Source organism: Priestia sp. 40 (assembly GCF_049368575.1).
Classification (GTDB): domain Bacteria; phylum Bacillota; class Bacilli; order Bacillales; family Bacillaceae_H; genus Priestia; species Priestia zanthoxyli.
On record NZ_JBMPZA010000014.1, the window covers coordinates 39,767 to 63,164 of the forward strand.

25 protein-coding genes are annotated in these 23,398 nt (G+C 34.2%); 15 read left to right on the plus strand and 10 right to left on the minus strand.

What is annotated here, in order from left to right:
* Nucleotides 1–21: 21 nt before the first annotated feature.
* The 3 genes from ACO1DI_RS14230 (at nucleotide 22) to ACO1DI_RS14240 (ending at nucleotide 2,844) form a co-directional block, all read left to right on the plus strand.
* On the plus strand, nucleotides 22–621 hold the full coding sequence (locus ACO1DI_RS14230; RefSeq protein ID WP_014460671.1) for a hypothetical protein: 600 nt from the start codon (nucleotides 22–24) through the stop codon (nucleotides 619–621).
* Nucleotides 622–1,630: 1,009 nt separating this feature from the next.
* Nucleotides 1,631–2,263 carry a hypothetical protein gene (locus ACO1DI_RS14235; protein WP_406866777.1) on the plus strand — a complete coding sequence of 211 codons (633 nt, stop codon included), beginning with the start codon at nucleotides 1,631–1,633 and terminating at the stop codon, nucleotides 2,261–2,263.
* 62 nt (nucleotides 2,264–2,325) lie between these two features.
* Nucleotides 2,326–2,844: a hypothetical protein gene (locus ACO1DI_RS14240; protein ID WP_243549074.1), complete on the plus strand. Its 519-nt coding sequence runs from the start codon at nucleotides 2,326–2,328 to the stop codon at nucleotides 2,842–2,844.
* A 75-nt stretch (nucleotides 2,845–2,919) separates the two neighbouring features.
* Here ACO1DI_RS14240 and ACO1DI_RS14245 read toward each other — a convergent pair whose 3' ends face one another.
* From ACO1DI_RS14245 to ACO1DI_RS14255, 3 genes are all read right to left on the minus strand, one after another.
* Entirely contained in the window at nucleotides 2,920–3,066 is a 147-nt protein-coding gene (locus tag ACO1DI_RS14245; RefSeq protein ID WP_014460666.1) for a BH0509 family protein, read from the minus strand.
* An 882-nt stretch (nucleotides 3,067–3,948) separates the two neighbouring features.
* On the minus strand, nucleotides 3,949–4,149 hold the full coding sequence (locus ACO1DI_RS14250) for a cold-shock protein (protein ID WP_013056409.1): 201 nt from the start codon (nucleotides 4,147–4,149) through the stop codon (nucleotides 3,949–3,951).
* Nucleotides 4,150–4,897: 748 nt separating this feature from the next.
* Complete coding sequence (locus ACO1DI_RS14255; RefSeq protein WP_423145403.1) at nucleotides 4,898–5,542, minus strand: glycosyltransferase; 645 nt, start codon at nucleotides 5,540–5,542, stop codon at nucleotides 4,898–4,900.
* 355 nt (nucleotides 5,543–5,897) lie between these two features.
* Between ACO1DI_RS14255 and ACO1DI_RS14260 the strand changes: the two genes are divergently transcribed.
* Nucleotides 5,898–7,493 (plus strand): acetolactate synthase large subunit, encoded by a 1,596-nt coding sequence (locus ACO1DI_RS14260; protein WP_423145404.1) that lies wholly within the window; start codon nucleotides 5,898–5,900, stop codon nucleotides 7,491–7,493.
* Nucleotides 7,494–7,512: 19 nt separating this feature from the next.
* Here the strand turns inward: ACO1DI_RS14260 and ACO1DI_RS14265 are convergent, their stop codons facing one another.
* The gene (locus tag ACO1DI_RS14265) at nucleotides 7,513–8,076 is read right to left on the minus strand and encodes a hypothetical protein (RefSeq protein WP_423145405.1); all 564 of its coding nucleotides are present in this window, start codon (nucleotides 8,074–8,076) and stop codon (nucleotides 7,513–7,515) included.
* A 351-nt stretch (nucleotides 8,077–8,427) separates the two neighbouring features.
* A complete protein-coding gene (locus ACO1DI_RS14270; RefSeq protein WP_115653555.1) occupies nucleotides 8,428–9,858 on the minus strand; it encodes a PQQ-dependent sugar dehydrogenase in 1,431 nt (476 codons plus the stop codon).
* Nucleotides 9,859–10,174: 316 nt separating this feature from the next.
* On the opposite strand from ACO1DI_RS14270, the gene ACO1DI_RS14275 reads away from it, so the two are divergent.
* Nucleotides 10,175–10,549: a cupredoxin domain-containing protein gene (locus ACO1DI_RS14275; protein ID WP_042992197.1), complete on the plus strand. Its 375-nt coding sequence runs from the start codon at nucleotides 10,175–10,177 to the stop codon at nucleotides 10,547–10,549.
* A 252-nt stretch (nucleotides 10,550–10,801) separates the two neighbouring features.
* Nucleotides 10,802–10,969, plus strand: coding sequence for a hypothetical protein (locus ACO1DI_RS14280; RefSeq protein WP_014460659.1), 168 nt, complete (start codon nucleotides 10,802–10,804; stop codon nucleotides 10,967–10,969).
* A gap of 236 nt (nucleotides 10,970–11,205) precedes the next feature.
* Here ACO1DI_RS14280 and ACO1DI_RS14285 read toward each other — a convergent pair whose 3' ends face one another.
* Entirely contained in the window at nucleotides 11,206–11,610 is a 405-nt protein-coding gene (locus ACO1DI_RS14285; RefSeq protein ID WP_115653556.1) for a hypothetical protein, read from the minus strand.
* Nucleotides 11,611–11,864: 254 nt separating this feature from the next.
* Here ACO1DI_RS14285 and ACO1DI_RS14290 point away from each other — a divergent pair, with 254 nt between their 5' ends.
* A complete protein-coding gene (locus tag ACO1DI_RS14290) occupies nucleotides 11,865–12,182 on the plus strand; it encodes a DUF3243 domain-containing protein (protein ID WP_014460657.1) in 318 nt (105 codons plus the stop codon).
* 248 nt (nucleotides 12,183–12,430) lie between these two features.
* On the opposite strand, the gene ACO1DI_RS14295 is transcribed toward ACO1DI_RS14290, so the two are convergent.
* Nucleotides 12,431–12,601, minus strand: a complete 171-nt coding sequence (locus tag ACO1DI_RS14295; protein ID WP_221779650.1) for a hypothetical protein — start codon at nucleotides 12,599–12,601, stop codon at nucleotides 12,431–12,433.
* A 351-nt stretch (nucleotides 12,602–12,952) separates the two neighbouring features.
* Here ACO1DI_RS14295 and ACO1DI_RS14300 point away from each other — a divergent pair, with 351 nt between their 5' ends.
* The 6 genes from ACO1DI_RS14300 (at nucleotide 12,953) to ACO1DI_RS14325 (ending at nucleotide 17,685) form a co-directional block, all read left to right on the plus strand.
* On the plus strand, nucleotides 12,953–13,648 hold the full coding sequence (locus tag ACO1DI_RS14300; protein ID WP_014460656.1) for a Na-translocating system protein MpsC family protein: 696 nt from the start codon (nucleotides 12,953–12,955) through the stop codon (nucleotides 13,646–13,648).
* A 177-nt stretch (nucleotides 13,649–13,825) separates the two neighbouring features.
* The gene (locus ACO1DI_RS14305) at nucleotides 13,826–14,041 is read left to right on the plus strand and encodes a hypothetical protein (RefSeq protein WP_115653557.1); all 216 of its coding nucleotides are present in this window, start codon (nucleotides 13,826–13,828) and stop codon (nucleotides 14,039–14,041) included.
* A gap of 139 nt (nucleotides 14,042–14,180) precedes the next feature.
* The gene (locus tag ACO1DI_RS14310; RefSeq protein ID WP_115653558.1) at nucleotides 14,181–14,870 is read left to right on the plus strand and encodes a Na-translocating system protein MpsC family protein; all 690 of its coding nucleotides are present in this window, start codon (nucleotides 14,181–14,183) and stop codon (nucleotides 14,868–14,870) included.
* 117 nt (nucleotides 14,871–14,987) lie between these two features.
* On the plus strand, nucleotides 14,988–15,419 hold the full coding sequence (locus tag ACO1DI_RS14315; RefSeq protein ID WP_116740993.1) for an ATP-binding protein: 432 nt from the start codon (nucleotides 14,988–14,990) through the stop codon (nucleotides 15,417–15,419).
* A gap of 594 nt (nucleotides 15,420–16,013) precedes the next feature.
* Nucleotides 16,014–17,276: a glycosyl hydrolase family 18 protein gene (locus tag ACO1DI_RS14320; RefSeq protein WP_423145406.1), complete on the plus strand. Its 1,263-nt coding sequence runs from the start codon at nucleotides 16,014–16,016 to the stop codon at nucleotides 17,274–17,276.
* Between the two features lie 73 nt (nucleotides 17,277–17,349).
* Nucleotides 17,350–17,685: a L,D-transpeptidase gene (locus ACO1DI_RS14325; RefSeq protein ID WP_116740989.1), complete on the plus strand. Its 336-nt coding sequence runs from the start codon at nucleotides 17,350–17,352 to the stop codon at nucleotides 17,683–17,685.
* 147 nt (nucleotides 17,686–17,832) lie between these two features.
* Here ACO1DI_RS14325 and ACO1DI_RS14330 read toward each other — a convergent pair whose 3' ends face one another.
* The 3 genes from ACO1DI_RS14330 to lgt all read right to left on the minus strand — a co-directional run bounded on the left by ACO1DI_RS14330 (nucleotide 17,833) and on the right by lgt (nucleotide 21,377).
* Nucleotides 17,833–18,792 (minus strand): aldolase catalytic domain-containing protein, encoded by a 960-nt coding sequence (locus ACO1DI_RS14330; protein WP_014460650.1) that lies wholly within the window; start codon nucleotides 18,790–18,792, stop codon nucleotides 17,833–17,835.
* A gap of 477 nt (nucleotides 18,793–19,269) precedes the next feature.
* The gene (locus ACO1DI_RS14335) at nucleotides 19,270–20,316 is read right to left on the minus strand and encodes a YeiH family protein (RefSeq protein WP_423145407.1); all 1,047 of its coding nucleotides are present in this window, start codon (nucleotides 20,314–20,316) and stop codon (nucleotides 19,270–19,272) included.
* Nucleotides 20,317–20,561: 245 nt separating this feature from the next.
* Complete coding sequence (lgt, locus tag ACO1DI_RS14340; RefSeq protein ID WP_243549082.1) at nucleotides 20,562–21,377, minus strand: prolipoprotein diacylglyceryl transferase; 816 nt, start codon at nucleotides 21,375–21,377, stop codon at nucleotides 20,562–20,564.
* Between the two features lie 243 nt (nucleotides 21,378–21,620).
* On the opposite strand from lgt, the gene ACO1DI_RS14345 reads away from it, so the two are divergent.
* Together ACO1DI_RS14345 and ACO1DI_RS14350 are read left to right on the plus strand one after the other, a co-directional pair.
* Nucleotides 21,621–22,190 carry a MarR family winged helix-turn-helix transcriptional regulator gene (locus tag ACO1DI_RS14345; protein ID WP_182421096.1) on the plus strand — a complete coding sequence of 190 codons (570 nt, stop codon included), beginning with the start codon at nucleotides 21,621–21,623 and terminating at the stop codon, nucleotides 22,188–22,190.
* Between the two features lie 88 nt (nucleotides 22,191–22,278).
* Entirely contained in the window at nucleotides 22,279–23,307 is a 1,029-nt protein-coding gene (locus ACO1DI_RS14350; protein ID WP_406866779.1) for a serine hydrolase domain-containing protein, read from the plus strand.
* Nucleotides 23,308–23,398 lie beyond the last annotated feature (91 nt).

Genomic DNA, 23,398 nt, shown 5'->3' on the forward strand with positions numbered 1-23,398 from the left:
AGAGGTAGGAGGGGAAAGTTGATGATTGATAATAGGCTACGAAAGATAAAGAATCATGAAATCGATGATTCTTTATCTGAACTTACTGATACGGAAGTTTTATTAAATTTTCAGCGTGCCATTACCAGCTTATATCCCCATCTAATACGCATACATGCTCATGCTTATGAATCATGGGATGATATTGTCATCCCTTTATTTTATGAAATGGTTTATAAAACTTTTTCGTTTAAATATGGTGTTGAGATTATGGCAGCTGAAGCACACCCTTTTTTGTTTACTTTAAGGTGCTACGAAGGCATTCATCATATCCAGTGTCTCCCCAAAGCGTCATCGTTTCAAGGGATATTGAATAATGAGAAATTTGGTGTTAGTAAAGAGAACTTGGAAGGGAAAAGGCTTATTTTTAAGTCTTTTGGCGATAGTATTAATTGTTTAACAATGGGTCTAGATAGTGAGGATGCTCATGCTGTTCATTTTAATCTGGTTGAGGTAGATGTAGTATGTGCTCAGTCTAATAAACGTATTGGTATTGACGGGTGTACTACATTTTTTATTCATAAAGACGATGTAGAATTTGAATTTGTCGCTGAGACTTTTAACCAGAAGTTGCAAAAATAAAAAGTAATGCAGCAAACCTGTGGTGTGGTGCATTACTTTTTTGCACTTTCATTCTTTCCATATCTATTCCAAATAATATTTAGTACAATCAAAACTAAAAATACGGACAAAGTGTAATACCCTGGCCAACTTTTATCTCTCCAAATCAGATTGAAGACTGTACTGGATAATATTAGTATAGTTAGAACCCAAAAATAATTTCTTTTTAACTGTCTCATTAATATCTCCTTCAAAGTAGTGCTCAACATTACTTCCTTATTTATCCATGATAACATACTTTAATTAGCTATCTATTTATAAACTAGAAATGTTTTATATACCTCTTATAACATTTGTCTTCTAAAAATCATACACTTTTACAGACGTATTTGGTAGACTAATAGGAAATAAATAGAAAAAACTTATCGGAAATAATTTTTTATACGAAATTATTTAAAGAAAGGAGATTTTTTATTGTCTAAATATATAAGTATTTTCTTCTTGAACCTTTTTATAGGGATTATACTATATTTCGTATTAGCTTCTCTTTTAATGACTGGTGATAATGCGGCAGAGGAGGCCATTAATACCTTTGGATTCATCATCATTATATTTCTTTCGTTTTTAATTGCACAAATGTATTACTTAATACATTTAGTAAAGAAAAAATAATAGGTACAATTACAAAATAAATTAAAAACACTTATTGATACAATATGTTTCCTAATTCCGTTCTTATAAACTGACTAAGAAAATACCTGATAACAAGGATCCTTTAGCAGAAGGTTAGTCTAAATCTCCATGTTCATATTTTTTCTCTATTTCTATTTTGATAAACTTAACTCATTTGTTTTAAAAGTATTTATATGATTTAAAGCCTGTACAATTACATACTAAAAAGAATTATCCAATATAAATAAAACATAATAACAATTGAAAGCGATAGAATTGCGTTGTACAAGGATTTAAGCTTCACAAATTTACCACAACCACAAGGCATGGGTCGTTTAAGACAGGGGAGAATAGAATAATGAAAAAATTAATTGGTGTAACTATTATGGCTGTTTCGTTGTTAATGAGCGGAGCCTGTTCAAACCAAGGAAGCTCAGATGTAGAAAAAAATAAAAAAGTGTCAAAAGAATATCAGCAAGATAATCAGAAAAAACCTTTTAAAATTACTAATGTTAAAGTAAAAGTAGTTAATGACAAAGGTTTGGTAGGATCTACAATAATAGAAAAAAACGGAAAAGAGAAAGAAATTGTGCCTCTTGCTCTTTACTACGATATGAGAATTAAGCATTATAGTGATAAAAGCCTGATTAATTTTGATAAAGACGATTTAGATTTTAAAATTTTACCCGATAAAGAGTTAATAAAGGCCTCTAAGGACGCTGTAGGGGTTAATATTTTTGATGACAAGAAAGGTCTTGATGGATTAGGAAGAGGATCAGGATATGGGGATTTTGATAGGAATAGAAATGGAAAAATAAATGTAAGTTATGACTTAGGATTCACCACTAAGTCCGGAGGGCTGCCAGTGGCTCCTAATAAAGAAAAAATAAAAATGCTTAAAGAAAATGCTTTAAAAGGTGTTTTAGTAGTCATTAAAAATAAAGAAGAAATAGGTCGCTATAACCTTAATGCCATAAACAAAATAGATTAATACATTCTAATTGTTTAGTTGCTTACAAAGAAAGCTTTAGCTGCAAATAAAAGGAGAAAAGCATGAGAAAAGCAACTATATCAAAATTAGACAAATTAGTGGGCTTAAATTTAAGATGCGCGGGGAGAGCCTCAAATTTGTTTTGGCTAGGATTTGGAGAAAAGATTTTAGTAACCAGAAGGGGTAAAACGGAAGAGGTAGCTGAATACGCTTTACATATTCAATGTTCTTGGCGTATTGCCAAAGGTAATAAAATTGTAGTAGCCTCACGGGATTTCTATTCTCCAAGAACAGGATTGGAGGATGAAAATGAGGACTTTGAATGGGATGTCCAAGGAAATAATCGATTCGATGAACGAATTGAATCTTTTATAGAAGGTATAAACGAACACACGATTGTTGAAAGAGTTGACTCGGATGAAGTAGGAGGGCTAAAGATCTTTTTATCTCAAGGTTATTTAGTGGAGGTATTTCCGGATACTTCAGAAGACGATGAGTATAGTGAGTTCTGGAGACTTTTCAATCGAAAGGAAGCCAGCCCTCACTTTGTTGTCACAGGAAATGGTATTAAAAACGAGTAATCCTATAATTAAAAAAAAGAAAAAAGCACAAACCCGTTGAAACCAAACGTTTTTGTGCTTTTTCTTATTTTAGAGTTACATATAATCATAAGCGGAATCATCAAAATAGAGCCAGTGATAATATTCAACCTGCGGATCTGTCATTTTTAAAACTTCTTCTTCATTGAATTTTTTATACTCAACTAATTTCTGTACTTTAGAATTTCTTTCCACTTGGCTCATTTTAAATCCTCCTTATAGTTTGAAAAGTAACAATGTATTTAAATTTAGAAAGCGTTTTCTTTTTTTCTTATTTTTATTATATATCTCAATATGAGATTAAAACAATATCAATTATAGATGATTTTTCAAAAAACAATATAGAAATGGTATTATGGCGTCGGATTGGGATAACAAGGCTTCTGCAATCGAAATTAAATAATAGGTCATGCCAAGGGCCAGGCTAAAAATTTTTTGTTAGTATCGTTGCTTAAGCCCTAAAAAACATCATGATAGCTAGTTCTATAAATTAGAAACAAAGCTAGCTGTGTTAAGCTAGCTTTATATTTTTTATGCTGTTTTGCAGAGCGGTTAATTTTCAACTGTCGTTCACTTTGTTATAAAAACTCTTTAACAATTTCATCATGTTACGGCCCGAAGTTTTTGACAATTGATGATGATCTTCATCATCACGCGTACTCAGGTACCAGCTTCCCTTGTCATCTTCATTTAATCTATATACCTTATTAGTTCTACTATCTGTATAAAAGTTTCCATCCTTCAGTCTCAAAAAATCCCCCCTCTACCACGTATCTATCCTGTATTATGCCCAAGATATCAATTTTATGAAAATTTAATATATGCAAAAACAGCAGATTTATTAATACGCTGATTATTTTGAATGTAATCTACAGAGGTGCAAAAAAGGATAAGTGCTATGAGTGAGAGAATATCCAGTAATGGATAAATAGTAAATAGAAGAATATCGAATGAATTACTGACAATTTTAAAAAGTCATTATGTAAAAAACATGAAGTATAATGATTGATGAATAAGTTTTGATATAAAAATCTTTTTAAGAAAAAACAGACTCTGAAAATAGAGTCTGTTTTTTCTTATGTTTTTTTATGCTTTATTTACGTTTGTCGCTTGTGGTCCGCGTTGTCCCTGTTCGATATCAAAAGTCACTTCTTGACCTTCATCCAAGGATTTAAAGCCTTCACCTTGAATAGCTGAGAAGTGAACAAATACATCTTCTCCACCTTCACGCTCGATAAATCCAAAACCTTTGTCAGCATTAAACCATTTCACTTTACCGTGTTCCATTTTTTGTTGCCTCCTAGAATATAGAAAATAAACCAGATTATCATTAGATCTAGCTTATTTATTATATTATCCCAATAGAGACATCTTAAACTTAAATTAATGTGATCTTTCTAACTTTCTTTATCATTATTCACTTCACTAAAAAGGTGATTAGGGTATGACGATCTACATCATAATGAGGTTCTCATGCAAAAACTTCAAAATATTTATAAGTGATCTTTTAAACATGGAAATGATAGAAGTCGAAATTTAGCCAATGCCCATGCAATCGTTATAGGCATTGTATTCATAAATATATTCATAAATATGAACTAAATTAGATGAGAGAGCACACGGGGACCGGTCTGTCCAAAAGAAAGGGAAGTTCACTCAAAATTTTTAAAAAATAGTGGTGTAAAAATAGATTCTGTTAGATAGGAATCTATATGTCATTTTCATATAAATACAACCTTCGCACTAGCATCCGTAAACTTGTTTACAAATAAAAAATGACGCCGTTGGAGGCGCCATTTTTTATAGAATAGAGAAAGACACACCCTATGCACGGGCGGTACTCTAAACACATCGTCTTGATTTGATAATACCCAGTGTTTAAATTTAATAAACGTTTGGTTATAACGCTTTATGCAGAATATCTACGTGTACCTGTTTAGTGAGCATAAGGTTTCTTAGAGTCATCAAGCAAAAGAGCCCTTACAGGTACAGTGTTTTATGAAGAAATTTCAAATAATACTGGATATTGTTAAAATTATTTATTAAATTTCTTTGGAAACTGCTTCACAACTCCCGCAGATATAGTATCTGCCATTAAGATAATATGTGATACTCCTTCATCAATTGCAACGATTCTTGCTTCCCAATCTTTTTCTAAGCTTGCAGATAAATCATTTGTCACTAATTTTAGATGCATATACAGTAATTTTTTCAAATCTTCATTTTTTAAATAAGGGTTAGCCTGGCTAAGGAACGCTGCTATATCATCAGCATTTCGATACCATTCTTTGTTTAATTGATTCACCAAGGCTTTCTTGTCCGTTTTAGCCGCATCTACAATCTTGCCAGCAATCACAATATGTTCCTTAAGCAAAGCCGTAAGTTTGTTCCCAGCTTTCTCCCCGTATATCGGCTTCACAGCATTCCCGATATCTTCCTGATTTTTTAATAACCTTGCTAACACCTGTTTTTGGTCTTCTGATGCTGCTGTTGTTGCACTTGTAATATAATTGCTTGTCCACAATACATGATCCATCCAAAGTCTTCTGAATTCATTTTCAAACGTTACCTGAGGTTGACTAACACGATGTTCTTGTGCTTCAGCACGAGCACTACTTGGTTCAACCAGCATATTTAGCGAAAATAACAACATAAATCCCATCCATAATAATCTTTTCATAAAAGCCGCTCCTTCCAATTTATACGAGTATTCGGCTTATTATTTGTATATGGGATTTTTTACATTCCTTAAAATGTTACTTTCTAATAATAATTCTTTATAGACTATTGTCACGCTGCCAACCAGCTCACACGGATGAAAGGTTGACTCATCCAGTTATTTATATATTATCTAAAAAATATATTTAACATAAGGACCTAATGGTAACACTATAAACAATAGTTAGTGAGTATGATTTTATTCCATATATTTACGATTTCGGTTAGTTAAAAATAGAAAAAACGAGATAAGAATTAATGAGCTATTTCTTTCACATAAGCTTGTCAGAATACTATCTAAAGAGAGGTCGAACAATATGAAAGTGACGGACACACTTGTTCAATGTTTAGAAAATGAGGGAGTTGAATATATTTTCGGAATACCTGGTAAAGAGACATTGGATTTTATTGATTCTTTATCCAACTCTAAACAGATTCAATTCGTGAATGTGCGGCATGAGCAAGGAGCCGCTTTTATGGCAGATGTATACGGAAGGTTAACAAACAAAGTAGGAGTATGTTTATCAACATTAGGACCTGGAGCTACTAATTTATTGACAGGTATATCTAGTGCAAAGCTAGACCATTCCCCTGTTGTAGCATTAACGGGACAGGCTGCTTTAGGGAGACAACATAAAGAGTCACATCAATATATGGACATTATTAAAATGGTAGAACCAGCAACGAAGTGGCGTGTTCAAATAAAAGATGCACAAACGCTTCCTGAGATTATTCGAAAAGCATTTAAAGTTGCACAAATGGAAAAGCCAGGACCTGTAGTAGTAGAATTGCCAGAAGACTTAGCAACTCAAATCGTTCCCATTAAACCTATTTCACCTACATCTATACCCGTAAGTATACCTATCATGGAGTCCATTCAGGCTGCCAATACTCTTATTAAGCAGTATAAGAGACCTTTTGTTATTATCGGTAACGGCGTTGTTAGACAGGAAGCCGTGGATGAGCTTCAACTATTTATTGAACGCCTTCAATCACCGGTTACCCATAGTTATATGGCCAAAGGTGTATTGTCTAAAAATCATCCACAAAATTTCTTTACGTTTGGATTTAATGAGAAAGATGAAGTGTTAGCAGGCTTAAAGGAAGCTGATCTACTTATTGTAATTGGGTTTGATTTCGTCGAGAAGTTACCCAAAAAATGGAACACGGAAAAAACACCAATTTTACACATAGATACTTTGCCGGCAGAAATAGATGAATATTATCCTGTAAAAGTGGAATTGGTTGGAGATATAAAGCAGACTTTACGAGTATTCAATCAGCTGGATATACCTTCTAAACCCTGGATACCCTCTGGCAATCTCCAGAAACAAATTAAGCAATCCTATCATATTGAAAAGAAAGAGATAGATACCAAGTTACTGCCTTTGACAATCGAGAATATCTTGCATAGCATTGACAAGCTCTCTTCAGAGGAAACAATTGTGATTTCAGATGTGGGAGCTCATAAAGTATCTATAGCTCGAACTTACCAACCCAAAAACGCTAACAAGTTCATTATATCAAATGGTCTAGCTTCCATGGGTATTGCTTTACCAGGCTCAATTGGGGCTAAACTAGCCTGTCCTAATGATCCAGTTATTTGTATTACTGGAGATGGAGGAGCTTTAATGAATTTTGCAGAAGTAGAGACGGCAAAGCGCTTAGGGCTTTCGTTCATCATTATTGTTTTAAACGACTCCACATTAAAAATAGAGCAGGAAATGATGAACAAAAAGTTTGGTAAGAGCTATGGAGTAACTTTTACAAACCCAGATTTTGTTCAACTGGCAACCAGCTTTGGAATTAAAGGAGAACATGCAAATAGTTTAGTTGAATTTGAAAATATAATGAAAAGAGCCTTAAAAAATTCAGATGAGATTGTCCTAATTGACGTTCTTCTAAAAAGCTAATTGCGATTTCTCCATTATTTTAAAAGAAAATAAATGTTTTTAATTTTTTTAAATAAGCTAAGCTGAGCTCAACCCAAATCCAACTATAAAGGAAAGTAAATACAAAAATTAAACCAGTAGTAGAAAGAGAAAAATTATTGGAAATCACAGGACCTAGTACTGGGAATTTGAAACCGTACAATAAAGTAATAATCCCAACAGTTAATAGGGTGGGCCCACTTATAATAATGTACAATCTCTTTTTAAAAAAGTAAAAAGCAGTTCCTATGCCCACTCCCAATATTCCTGTTGTAAAAGGAAAAATAATAAGTTCACTTGGCTGGATAATCAGAAGAAGCAGATTTGTTAGTATATAGGTAAGAAACCCTAGAGGGAGCGAAAGTATAAAACAAAAAAGAATGGGTGCAGTAGATAATGGACTAATGAAAACTCCTATTCCCGGTAAGAAACCTCCTGCTGATTGAAAAAGGGCTGCTAAGCTGGCGAAAAGAGCGCCTGATACAAGCTGCTTAGTTTTAGATAGTCTATTAAAAAGAAGCCGCGTAGATTTTACTTCATTTGAAAGAGATTTTAAAAAGTACATGAATTTCACCTCTGTTAACTGTTTTTACATTATAAGGGAGTAAAGGTCGATTTAGACCACTGCCCGATATATCAACTCTTACATGTAATATATAAAGAAATTAAGAGGGAGCACTAATAAGTCGCATTTATTTTTACAGAAATAGGTCGTATCCGTTAAGATAAATTTCTTTATCTTTTTAAAGGTATGTACTGTAGCCCATAAAATGAATCTTTTATGGGCTTTATTGATTAAAGGCTTTCTTATTTTCTAGAAAGTTCATTTGCTCATTCCTATAAAATAGCTGCTGAAAAAATTAAGTTACAATTTTTAGGAGAAAAACAATGTCCAGTCGAATTTTATAAATGTAAATCATGGAACAATTTCAAAAACAGTACCTTGATTAAAGTCAGACACTTTCATAGAGCCATAAACTCCTAAATAAAGCCTGGTTTGATTCAGGTTCGTTCCCAAACTAACGTAGTAAGCTGATTGAGAACCAAAATTATAATCAATTTCCACAACACTAAAATCATTTAGCTTACAATCTGTACTTGCCTTGGTATAAGCTAAAACTCCTCTAACTGGAGATTGAGATTCTTTAACCTGGGCAATATCGGTAAACATAACGCTTCCTGTTAAGCTAGGGATTTTACTTCCCATATATGGCTGAACTCCAGTAAGGGAGGTTCCTCCAAATTTATTGGGACGGGGATCTTTATGAAAATAACTAGTTAAAGGCTGAAGACGTCTCGCTGAAGTTTTTACTGCTTCATCGTAATAAGCAATTATTTTCTCATCCAAGGCCGGATTTTCAGAACACCTCCTTATAAACGAAGTAGGGAAAGTTCCTTCCCATCCCCGCCAGCCAAGGTTAATAAACCCTTCTTGGCTGAGTTTAGCTCTCATTAAAGAAGCCTGAATAAGTTGAGGAACAGGTATTGGTTTATAATGAACGAATGAAAAAATCGACTCTACCACATCCTGTCCAACATTTCCCACATATTTGATGTACTGATTATAAAATCTTTGAAATGAAATGCCCGTTATATTGCGAACTCCTTTGGCAATGAGCGTAAGGGTTTCCTGAATAGGTGAAGGAAGTTCATTAAAACGTGTGACTGCGGGTGGATTATGGATGAATGTATTTTTACTTACATCAATTTCAATTATTTTTCCGAAAATCTCCATATCATCCTGACTTAAATTAAAGGGGTCATATCCTGATCCGCCATCTCCGATTGTTAAGATAAGTTTTCCAGTTTCAGGTGAAAAGCTTAAGCTGTTGACACCATTATGATTAAAAAATGGTCTTCTTAAGTTAAGTAACGTCCGTCTTTTTTGAGGTTGCCCATTTTCCTGGAAAATCCATTCTTCCACTGTATCAATATGATCATATTTAGTTTCTCTATTTATCCACTTTAGGTTTGAAGTTTTAGGATCACATGGGTTAGGCTTAAAGTGTTCAGAAAGTGCACCTGGTCCTTGTGTTCCAGCTACTGAGTAATGAAGATAAAACAGACCGTTATAATAAAATTCTGGATGAAACGCTAGCCCCAGCAATCCTCGTTCATCATATCCCCCACGAGAAACACCTGGTTCAGACGTACCCAATTTTATGATTTGTGAGCCAATATCTAAAAAAGTCCGTATAGCGCCGTCTCTTATGTAAAAGATCTCTCCTACTTGGGTTGCAATAAATAAGCTTTCAAGTGAGTCACCGGGAAGTATAGCTGTTTTCAAAACGGTAGGTAAATTTATCTTACTAATAATAGGCCGTAAACTAACCTTAGCTTTTATCAACTAACTTGACACTCCTTTTTAATGTTTTCTCTTATAAGAATATGATTGAAACTGTTCTATTAGTATCAATACTATTTTATAAAGTGCTGCAATTTAATTGAGAGACCTAATCGAGAAGCTTCTTTCATAAAACTTATTTATTCCTGATTAAGTCTGCAATTTTCTTCTCTTAGCACTCACGATTCTCTCAACTTTCCTAACTATTTGTACTTTCCGGAAATTGTGACTAAGGAAACATAATACTTAATTCACAAAAAATATTAATATTATTTTATAAATTGGAAAAGAATATGGCTTAGGAAAGGAGTGATTGCAAATGTCTATGAAAAAGTGGTTAACGGGATGGGTCATTTTGTTTGCGATGGTTATCGGTGTGATAACTTCAGGGGCACTCGGCGTTTTGGCCGAATCGGACGTGGTAAGACAGAAAGCCATGGAGGTTCAATTGAACGATGATTACTTTAATCCAGAAACCATCACTATCCCAAGTGGAAAAACGATAACATTGATATTGAAAAATAAAGGTCAGAAAGAGCATACCTTCACAGTAGAAAAACTCGGAATTGACGCTGAAGTCCAGCCTGGAAAAGAAAAAACCATTACCGTGAAACCACAAAATCCCGGTACATATGAACTGATATGTAGGTACCATTTTAATAGTGGAATGGTAGGGAAAGTGATAGTCAAATAACAAGCAGGGCCCATCGGTCTCTGCTTTTTGAAGTGAATATAGCATACTTTCTTAGTTAACATAATGGATTTTAAAGGTACAAATAAATCATTCACAAGTTCAAAAAAGTAATAAATATTAATTTGAAATATATACTAAGTGAAGAAAAGGCACAGAAAAGTATAGAATAAAAACAGCATTTATATCCACATTATTAAAAAACGTATCCTTAATGCGCAATGGGCTTTGTTTAATTAAAAGGAGGAATTTTATATGAGTGATAATCAATCAAATGATTTAGAACAGGTATCAGAGGAATTAGCTGATCTTGAGAAAGAGTTTGTAACAAAGCCTGCTAAGCCTTCTGATCCTTATCCGCATAAGTATTATACTGGAGACACTTCTATGGTTTCTAATGCTGTGCCAGGAAACGATAAATAATAAAAGTTTTTTTTATTATTTTAAATCCAAAGTAATCGCTTTCATTTTTTGCTTTCCCGAGATCATTTGATAGGTTATAATAAATATCTACAAAAATATTAAATGATATGTAAGTAGCAAGCAATTACACCCTTAATATTTAACTAAACAGAAAAACTCCCTTAAGGCCTTAAGGGAGTTTTTCTGTTTTTATGTATACTATATAAGGGTAATTTTACCATAATAATAGGGCGAACTCACTTTTCAATTCTAACTAATGTTTTTTCCGGCATGTCAATATCGTCAATGTCAAAGTAATGGATGTTTAACGTTAATTTCCTCTTTTGCTCTTCAGCTTCTTCTCCTACCCAACAACTATACAATTCAAAAAAGTCTCCTGACTTAAGATAGCGGTCCATCAATTTGCATAGTGCAATTAGTTTCTCTTTTGATTCTTTGCGCCTGCTCTTATTCATATATTCTGTAATTTCAATTCCCCAGTCACTTGCAACTTCATAAACATAGAGGGTAGTAAATTGGTGTTTCTTTATGTTCAATCGATTTCTTTCATCTGAAAAGCAACTCCCAATAGTAACTAAATCATCTATTTCTTTATTAATAGGTAATTCTACGTTCGAACCTATATAAGTAGCTAAACTCATTCGTATTCACTCCGTTCCTCATCTAAATAACCCATTAAGTTTTGTGGAACTAACCTAGGTTGTTAACATCCTAAGAAATACATCCTGTTATCAAAAAGGTTTTTTACTAAACTTTATTACAAATACTCGAGTTTTATTCAAGGTTTACTATTATTCTACTTAATATATGAGTAGGCTGCGAAATGTTTATATACCTGTAAATGGGGGATTTACCATATAAGAACATTGATACTTAATTGGAAGGAGAATGAAAAATGAACAATAATACTGAAACCGTTGAAAATAAAGTAGAGGATAAACTAAATGAAATGAGTCAAGAGAAGAAAGACAACATCCTTTCTAGTTTTAACGAATTTAAAAGTTACTTAGGAGATAAAGTCACAAAAGGTGAGAAACTAGGGTTAAATGATAATCAATTAGCTCTAGCAGCTAAAAAAATAGCTGACTATCTTGCAACCCATGAAGAGCCACAAAATGAAGAGCAATACTTGTTACATGAGTTATGGAAAGTTGGAAACGAGGAAGAACAACATCATCTTGCTCATATGCTTGTTAAATTAGTCAAAGAATAATCTAAATCGATTATAGATTGCTTTTTTTCATTATTTGTTAGTGGTTCAAGTGTATTCAATCAACATAGCAAAGAGCCACTTGCGTAAAACAAGTGGCTCTTTGTAATGGTTATGTGTCAGGTAATATCGTTGCAGAAGTAAGAATAAGCCGAAATCGAAATATGTTATCTGTAACCCCTTTTATTGACAACTTAATAAAATTGTATAACTACAGAAAAGACACAAAGATCGGTTATTTTCTTCACTCTTTATTCATTTTCTTTAGAATCTTCCTGATAATGCTCATTTAAGTATGGGTTCTCTGTCGTAGCAAAATTAACGGATTGAAGGCTAGTTTCAGGATCCATTCCATAACAGCCTTTTAGTTCCGCATTTTCTAGCTCGCCACTTCTGAGTTGTGGTTCTTTTTTCTCTTTCATGCTGCACCTCTTTTTATTTTTAGTATGTCCCTGCGATGCATCAATTAAAAGATAAAGCTATATTTCCTCAACAATAATAGATTTTAGGAATTCCCTACTTCAAGCTTGCTAAGTGAGGGTAGTTCAATGAAAACAGCAATACGAATCCAACGGATTCGTATTTTTCGGTGACACTTAAAATACGTCCCAAGCAATAGAAAGAAGAGGTTTTGAACGTTTATAATTCGGTTAAACATGAAGTAACAAATTATTTTTATTTATTCTGTATATTTAAATTATTCGTTCGTAATGGTACAATAAAATGATGGAAAGAGGATATGATGCTTCTTTCTTAATAAAGGATGAAGAAATATGGATATTAAGGCTCAGCAAACAAAATTGGCGAATAACTTGGGCAAATTGTTACGAGATAACTTTGGAAAAGGCCCCGAGGCTGTTCATGTTACGATTTATGAACCTTATGTTGTTATTTATGTCAGTGGCTTTGTATCGCCGATGGAACAAGTACTGTTAAACCAGAATGAAGAACTTCAGGTTATGACTACAAGAGAGCTTTTAGTAAAGACTCTTGAACCTCAAATCACTGGGCAAATCAAAGGGATTACAGACCTTGACATCCAGCACTTATATTATGATTGGAATTTAGATCACCACTCCGGAATTTTTGTGGGAGTTTGTCTGGACGATTTGAAAGCCGATTTGACTGAGGGTGACCCTTACCCAGGAAAACAAGCAATTCATGATCGAATTATAAAGATGAGTGAAATTGCACAAAAAGGGCCTGAGAAAATCTCTTCATATAAATTAAGTGATCGTACATTGGTCATCGTAAGAGAAGGAATACTGGTGGCTATTGAAAAGCAGCTAATTTCGTTGGGTTTTGATGACACCTTACGCATCTCTAAACGCCCTTTGGAAAAAGGAATCTTACGACAAAACGATGACTATGATGAGATATTAAATGCAGACATTCTTGATATTTTTGTGGATTGGGATTTTGAAAAGGATAATAGTATTATTACGCTTATCCTAAAACCAAAAAATTAATGAGGCAGTAATGAATTGGACACATTGTGCCAAACATAAGCCGAGGAAGAAAAGCTCATACCTTTTCTTTTTCGGCTTATTTTTGTTGTTTAAAAAGAGGAAGTCCTTTTGTAACGGAATAATTCCCTAAAATAACATCTGAAAATAGGATGTGCCAACAGAAAGGATTTGATCGGTATGGCTGATAATCATGAGATTGTATTGTTTATAAAAGAGCTTCGTCGATTGTTGCAGGATTACCAAAAGTATGACAATGAATTATACAAAGAAGAAATTAGCAAGGATATAATACTTTTAAGTACCATTATCTATGGAAATAAAATTGGCATTTCAAATAAAAGAAGAATCTTTAAACACAGAAAATACAAAGGTAAACAGAAACCAATCTATTAAAAATATACTAGTATGCCTCGTTTACACTTTGTAAAAAGTGAATTCTTATTACCGAAAATGATCTTATGATGAAGAAGGAGTTTTCATAAAACATCACGAATAGTATACCTTATGAAACTAGAAACTAGGTGCACCATCTATGGATAAAACGAAACTGGAAAAAGAATTAAGTAGTTATATGGGAAGGTTACTTCGTGAGAACTTTGGAAGAGGTCCTGGAGGTGTATTCACCGTCATTTCTCCTCCTTTTATAACCGTTTATTTTAAAGCCTTTTTATTACCTTTAGAAAAGGCTTTGTTAGACAAGGGACAAGTTATCTATGTTCAAAAAACGCGTGATTTGTTAATGGAGACTTTAATTGAAGAGATAAAAGGATATATAAAATTGAATATACATGTAGATATTGAGGAATTTTATTATGATTGGAATTTAGAGCTGCAGTCTGGCATGTTTATCATGCTCCATTCTGATAAAGAAAATATAATCAATCATTCCTATAAAAATCAGAAATTGCTGCATAAAGAAGTCGAGGAAGTGACTCGAAAAGCAGAAAAACTCCCTCAAGATGTTTCTTCTTATTTATTAGATGAGAGAACACTCCTCATAATCAGGGAAGGTATTATGGTAAATGTAGAGAAAGAATTAGTGCAGTTAGGGTTTGAAGAAAACCTTACATTGGCTAAAAGAAATCTTGAAAAAAGGCTGCTTCATGAACATAGTCAATCATTAGAAGTGATTTTAGATTCAAAGGTAACAGATGTACTAGTCGCGTGGGACTTTCATAAAGATAAAAGTACGATTCTTCTGATTTTAAACCCAACTTCATAACGGCACTGATAAGCTAGGCACTGAACTAGATGTAGGCCAAAAAGAAAGGTCATATAACCTTTCTTTTTGGCCTATTGTTTTTTTACTACTATTAAAATAAAGAAAGTAGTGATAATTATGCTATTTCAATCGGATGAAGGAAAGGAACCTTTAACTGTTGAGATACACACTGAAGTGGATATAGTAGAAGCGCGTCAGAAAGGGCGGATGTTCTCTAACTGCTTAGGCTTCAGCACACTTGATCAAGCCCGAATTATTACGACTATTTCAGAATTGTCCAGAAATATATATAAATATGCCACTACGGGAAAAATTATAATGGAAATAATAGAGAATCAACTTGAAATAGGTCTCAAAATAATAGCCATAGATAAAGGACCAGGCATTAAAAATGTCCAAAAAGCGATGGAGAGTGGCTACACAACATCAGGAGGGTTAGGTGTTGGTTTATCAGGTGTAAAAAAATTAATGGACGAATTCACCATATCATCTCAAGAAGACCATGGCGTTAACATCGAGGTTATAAAATGGAAAAAAAGAAATAAGTAAAAGGAGCACAAGTTAAAAGGTTAAGAAAGAACTGACTTCCTCTTTACAAAAGACTCCTTGATTGAATAGGAGATAGCTTCTAAAAATATCATCCCCTGATGATCCTTCTCTAGGATACGGTTAAGATATTTCACAGGCTTGAGTTGATACCTTCAGTATGTGCTTCTCCTCTATTAACTCTTAGCAGTAGGACAAAAATTTTTCTCCGCAGTAATCACAAGAGGCTTAGAAACATGAGAAAAAGGTGTAGGAAATCATGAGCGATTCCATTTAATCGTTAAATGGAAGGAGCAAACTCTCACGCTAGAGAGCTTGCTCTTTTTATTTCTTAACATAATCCTATCTGACAAAAAAACAGCCTTTTTCAAGTACACCAAAAACATACAATTATGATACATAGATTTTGGTATAATCTCTGGAACATTTCTACCCGTATTAGAGGAGCAATAGAGGAGGGGCGTGTGTAAAGAGGTTCTCCTTCACTTAACTCAGTTATATAAACAAACAATACTCATATACATTTATTGAATGGCTTCTTTAAACTTGTCACGAAATAAAACATAATTCGATAAAGAGTACATAGGAGGAGAAAACATGTTTGTTCATATAGTTCAACCTGGGGATACGTTGTCTTCAATAAGCAGGAGATATGATTATTCCATTGCGCAGCTTAGGAGCGTGAATGGGTTAGAAGAAACAAATATTGTTCCAGGTCAAGCCTTACTTATAGCTTCTTATGTATACACAGTTCAACCTGGTGATACGATGAGGAGTATTGCTAAAAAAGCTTATGTATCCTTAGAACAATTAAAAAGAGCTAATCCTTCAGTCCATTATAATTATTTGCAGGTGGGAATGAAAATAAAAATTCCTAATATATCAGACTATATTGCAGGTACACTGGAGTATTATGCCGTTCGAAATCCAGAATTAGATCGCGATTTAATTACTGATTTTGCAACTTATTCCTCGTCCATTTCTATCTTTGAATATCATTTTGGCAGCAATGGAGATATTATGAATGATTTAAACGATTTAGTAGCGATTGAAACGACTTGGAAAAACCGAGTTACACCGTTAGTTACGATTACTAATCTAACTTCTGAAGGATTTAGTTCTGATCTTGCCCATCAAGTTTTAAATAATCCTCAGGCCAGAAACAATCTTGTTAATAATATTTTTTATTTAGTATCTAGAAAAGGATACGGCGGGGTGAATATTGATTTTGAACGTGTAAAGGCCGAGGATAGAGATCTTTTTACAGGATTTTTACGTCAGCTGGGTGAACGTTTAAAACCTGCAGGGTACGTGCTGACCATAGCGGTTCCAGCCAAGACAAGCGAAGATATCCCTTGGTTAAAAGGATATGATTACGGGGGAATAGGGGCGGTTGTTAACTATATGTTCATTATGGCATATGATTGGCATCATGCAGGCAGCGATCCCGGGCCTGTTGCACCTATTACTGAAGTACAGAGAACAATAGAATTTGCGATAAAAAGTGTTCCGCGAAGAAAACTTATCATAGGAGTCCCTTTGTATGGATATAATTGGTCAATTCCTTACAAGCCTGGCACGGTAGCACCCGCTATATCCAATCAAAATGCGATTAAAACAGCGATGAGATATCAGTCTCCCATTCAATATTCAAAGGAGTACAAATCTCCATTTTTTCGGTACAAAGATCAAGGGGGGCAGATGCATGAAGTATGGTTTGAAGATGTCAGAAGCATGAGTGAAAAAATGGTGTTAGTTCGTCAATTCGGCTTGCAAGCAATAGGAGCCTGGCAATTAACGCTTGGGTTTACGCCGGGACCTTGGCTTTTAAAGAAATTTTTTACTATTAGAACGGTATAAATAGTATTAGTTATTATGAATTAATCTAGAAAATTTCATGTATAGTAACTTATAAGAAGTTGGAGGTACTGCCATGGCAAAAAGGATAGATGTCTCAATAAAGCAGCATAAATTAAAACTATATGATGGAGCTAAATTAGTAAAGACATATCCTATTGCTGTAGGGAAAATGATCACTCCAACTCCAACTGGAAAATTTAAAATTATTAATAAAGATACTACTCCTCCAGCTGTATTTGGCCCCTTATGGATGGGACTGTCAAAACCTACATATGGAATACACGGGACTAATGATCCAGCTTCTATTGGCAGAGATATGTCACATGGATGTGTCAGAATGGACAATGAAGATATTCTAGAACTTTCCTCTGCAGTTCCCATTGGAACGCCGGTTTATATACATAAATAATAGTTTAAGAAGAGCACGACTGCTTACATTTAGCTAATTGTCGAAATCGAGGGTATCAAAGTTTAAGTATATGCTATACAATCATGGGCTTTTTGTACGAAAACAAAAAAGTACCCCGATTAACAGAGGTACTTTTAGCATTTTAACTTATTTTGATGCTGGAGACGTAGTAACTTCTGGAGACGTTACTTTGTCATAAAAATCTACGAATTTGTCACGATCCTCGCTATCACGGTAAGCCATAGCAACACGTGGATGTTCATTCAGTACACCAGAAATCATGTAAGGAATGATATAGCCCCATTCCCACTTTTGACGCATTTCAAGCATATGCTTTTCAATTACGCCAAGAATCGGCTTCATCTCATAGCTTGGTTTTGGTATGTAGCTAACAAGCAGCTCTGTGTTACAGTTACCAGCTGCACGGCCCATACCATAAACAGATGAATCAAGGAATGTAACTCCATTACGCATCGCAGTTAATGTATTAGCAAAAGCTAGCTGCATGTTGTTATGCGTATGGATCCCAAGCTGTTTGCTAGGAATCATGGCTTGAAACTTTTTCACTTGATGCTCAATATCCGCAGGGTCTAGGCTTCCAAAGGAGTCAACGATATATACAACATCTACAGGGCTTTTCTTTACCATTTCAAATGCTTCAATAAGCTGATTTTCCGGTACGCTAGATAGTGCCATAATGTTAAGTGAAGTCTCATAGCCCAAATCGTGAAACATTTTTATAAGCTCTAAGCCTTTATCTACTTCGCGAATATAGCATGCCACTCGAATCATATCTAACATACTTTGTTCACGGGGCAGGATGTCATTTGAATCTACACGCCCAATATCTACTAAGGCAGATAGCTTCGTGAACTTTTTCTCAGGGATAATTTCTTTGAGAAAGTTATCGTCAAGAAATCTCCATGGATTGGGCTCAGTTGCTTGAAGAAGCTTAGGTGAATTTTTATAACCAATCTCCATATATTCAACGCCGGCTGCGCTTAGGCCGTTATATAAGTCTTGCACAAATTCAACGCTAAAATCCCAATTATTAATTAAACCTCCGTCACGAATGGTACAGTCTATAATTTTGCTATTATGTTCCATGGTATTTATTTCCTCCTATGTCGTCTATTTATGTATTATTCTAACCTTTATCGCTTTTATGCTTTTAAGCACTAAACTCTCCTATTGTGTTTATACCATGACTGATTCAGAGGCGTCAATGTATTTTCTAAATGTGTCTCTGCTTTACTGTATTCCATGGGTAGGAGATGCTTTGGCTTTTCATCCGCTTGATGCTCTTAAAACAACATCAAGTTCAGCAGTACAACCCCTAGTATATACAAACACAGCGCATCTTACATCACTACTTCCTGCAATAAAGATTGTTTTTTAAGTAAAATTGCTTATTAAGGAGGGAACTGCCATTAGTATCTAGGTTATAGGTTTAGATTGCTCTATAATTGATCCATAAATTTGAGAAGAGATTTAAAACATGAAAAATAAGAAACTTTTTTCATTCACATTAACAGTTGTATAGGAAGTATTAGTTGTTACTTAATCATTTTAATTTAATTGTTTTTACATCGTCAAAAACGTAAGAAATGATAAGAGTATAGAGGTAACAAACATCGCAATCAACGGCTTTAATGCTTTTGTTCGAAGAGCCTTCATACTTACATTTAACCCTAAGCCAACCATAGCCATTGTTAAAAGAAACGTGGTTAGAGTTGAAATATCAGCCATGATCGTTTTGGGTATGATAAGGTGCTTGCCTACGACATAACTCCCAAAGACACTCATAGTTATAAACCCTATTAAAAACCAAGGGAATTCAATCTTCGTACCAGCTTCAATTTTTCCTGTTCGCTTCATCCAATACATTAAGATAAAGCTTAATGGCACAAGTAAAAGCACTCTGCCTAACTTAGCCAACAGGCCAATAGCTAGGGCATCGCGTCCAGCCGGTGCTGCAGCTAGAGCTACATGGGCAATTTCATGGAGACCAACGCCTGACCAAATCCCATATTGGATATTCGTTAAATGTATATAAGGTCTTAAAATGGTATATCCAATCGCAAATAGAGTTCCAACTAAAGCAATAACACCTGCTCCGATAGCTGTATCTTCTTCTTTTGCTTTTATAATGGGAGAAACAGCTGCGATAGCTGCAGCACCGCATATTCCTGTTCCTATCCCTAAAAGAAGGGATAGACCACGATCTGCTTTCATCCATTTGGCTAGAAAAATTGTTAAAACAATCGCAAATATAGCCGTTCCCACATCGCGAAATAACAATCCTAGCCCGTGATGAATAACAACATCAATATTTAGCTTTAAGCCATATAAAATAATTGCATAACGCAACAGCTTTTTAGAAGAAAATTGAATTCCAGATCTTATTTTTTCGGGGTACCCCCAAATTTGACAATAGATTACTGCCATTATAATTGAACAGGCTAGTGGACCGATCTGATTAAACCCCGGGACTTTCGCTAAGCCATAAGCAAGTAAAGCAAAAAGAAAAGTAAAAGCAATTCCTCCAGCCCATAAAGAAATATTAGATGACGTCCGGGTATTTGTTCGTAAGAATACAGTCCGCTTTTGGGCTTTATTTATATTTATCATACATTTCATCTCCAATATGAATTCTTATCAAGCGCGGCTTCACACAAGAAGTGTATGATTTAACTATAAAAGACACTTTGTTATTAGTAAAATATAGATAAATCATGATTATGATTAAAAATATTAATAAATTAAACAAAAAAAGAGCAAGTTGATCTTCAGAGTTACTGAAAATCAACTTGCTCCTTTTGTACGTTTTTATCCTTTAATTCTTTAAAAAATTATCCATACAAAAATATATGTGCTTATGAGAGAGAGACAGCCTTACTAGTTGCTAAGCCTTTTTTACGTCTATACCATAGCAGGATCAAACTGCCTAGCACGCAAAGGAAAGAAACTAGCTGAGCTATTCTGATATGAGAAGTTAGCATTAAGCTATCCGTACGTAATCCCTCTACAAAAAATCGTCCTATTGAATACCATAGTAGGTAAGTAAGAAAGACTTCTCCTCTTTTTAACAAGGATTTTCTTAGTACAATCAGGACAAGAACACCTATTATGTTCCAAAGTGATTCATAGAGGAATGTAGGATGATAATAAGTTCCATTGATATACATTTGATTAACAATAAAATCTGGTAAATGTAAAGCTTCTAAAAAATGACGTGTAACAGGTCCGCCATGTGCTTCTTGATTCATAAAGTTTCCCCACCGGCCAATAGCTTGGCCTAATAATAAGCTAGGAGCTAAAACATCAGCCATTTTCCAAAAAGAAAGATTCTTTTTTCTGCAAAACCATATAGCTGTTAATACAGATCCAATAATTCCACCGTGAATAGCTATGCCTCCATGCCAAATTGCTATAATTTCGCCTGGGCGGTCTTTATAATAACTCCATTCAAAAAGTACGTAGTAAATTCGAGCAGTAACGATAGCAATGGGTAGTGCTAGCAGAAGTAAATCAGAGATGGTTTCTGAAGAGATACCTCGTTTCTTTCCTTCTTTCGAGGCTAACAAAAAGCCTAAGAAAGCTCCTATTCCTATGATAATTCCATACCAATGGACCTCAAGTGGACCAAGGTGGAAGGCGATAGGGTTTAAAGGTTGTGTGTGTTGGTTCATGTTTTTTCTCCTTTACTTCATATCGGTTTTCTTACATTTTTTTAGAGTAGTATTAAATTAGAGTGCCTTTTTAGTATATCTAATTAGATAAAGAAAGGACAACTTTTGCTTACGAAAGGCCACTATTTCTTTGCCTGCTTTAGTGTAACAGAATAGTCAAAATTAAAATAAACAGTATATTGACTTAATTACCAAAATATACTATCATTTTAGACAATATACTGTCTAAAATGGAGGGTGGATATGGATATTTATAGAGAGCTTTTTTTAATGCAGCAAACTTACGCTACCTTATTTTCTCTGGCAAATAAAGTCCAGGTGAAAGGAGATCAATCTCTTGAACTCTTAACATCAAGACAGCATATGGCGATGGTGGCAATTGCTCATTTACCTGAAGATGAAACAACATTGAATAATATTGCTAGAAAATTAGGAACTACAAAACAAAGCGTCAAACAGTTAATTACCATTATGGAAAAGAAGGGGTATGTTGACGTAGTTCCTAGCAGTAAAGATAAACGTGCAGTTAACGTGAAAATCACCAAAGAGGGAAAAGAGGCACTGCTTGTTGTTTCAGAAAAAGGAATTTTCTTTTTGGAAGACCTTTTTAAAAAGTTTTCAACCGAAGAGTTGAAAATAATGTGGAAGCTTTTAAAGAAACTTTATAGCTTTGATGGGGAAGAACATGATGGATTTGAAGAAGAAGGCAACATCAAAATGGATGAAGATCACAATGAATTACAGTTGAGAGTAATAAGGGAGCTTGAAAGTCGAAGAGTTCAAGCAATTGATAATATGAGAAAGAATATATAAAAAAACTCGATAGGCTAATCTAACTTAAAGCATATCGATCAATCCTTTTAATGCTTTTCAAAATGAAGGATAAGGGAGAGCAACCATTATGTTTGAAATCAGCGATGAAACATTACGATTAATCAATAAGACCTGTAGAGGGAAAAAACATTTGAAATTAACCGTTGGCTACGTAAGGGACAATCAGTCTATTATAAAAATTTATAATGAGAGCGGTGAAATTGACTCATCAAAAAAATATCATTATGAAATTGGTTCTATTACCAAGACTTTCACTGTATCGCTGCTATCAAAATACATATCTGAAAACAAGTTGATACTAAACGATTCTATACAAAAGTACATAAAAGAACTTAAAGAAGACACGTATTATCCTACATTGCTCCACCTCGCTACTCACTCTTCTGGATATTCAGGAAGCTTACCTTTAAATAAACGGGAATATTTTAAAATAATTTTAGGTTTAATTTTTGGGGGAAGTGATTTGAATAAAAATAATCCGTTACATATGGATTTTAACAAAATGAAGATGCTAATCGAAAAAAGTAAATTGAAAGAAGTAGATTATTCATGGAAATATTCCAATTTCGGTATATCCCTTATTGGATACGTGTTGGGAATGATATCGGGCAAGGGGTATTGGGATACTATGAATGACTTTCTTCTTAATGAGCTTGGACTAAAGGATACTTGTTTAGGCGCTTCAAATAATAATTTACAGGGTTATGACCGCAAAAATAATGATTGCGGCAACTGGCAGTGGGACAAAGAAAACTTTATATCACCTGCAGGGGCAGTATCCTCAACCGCTGACGATCTACTTAAATACGCAAAGATAAATATGTACGAAGGTAAACCATATCTGTCTTTTTGTCATAAAAAACACGGTAATGGAACAAAGCAGTTTGATATGGGTCTTGGGTGGTTGCTTTTAAAGAAAAACAATAATGTGATGTTGCACGGCGGTGGAACCGGATGCTTCAGCTCATTTTTAGGGATTGATAAAGAAAAGAAAGTTGCTTCCGTCGTTTTGGCTAATTATAGACTAGGTAGAAATAATGATGAGCATATAGGAATGTCTTTATTAGAAAGCCTCCAAAATTCAAAAGATATATAAGGATGGAAGACAATTTGAAAGAATATGGCCGAATATGACCGACCTTCAAGAAGCATAGAATATGCTTCTTTTTTTGAGGAAACCGTGCTAT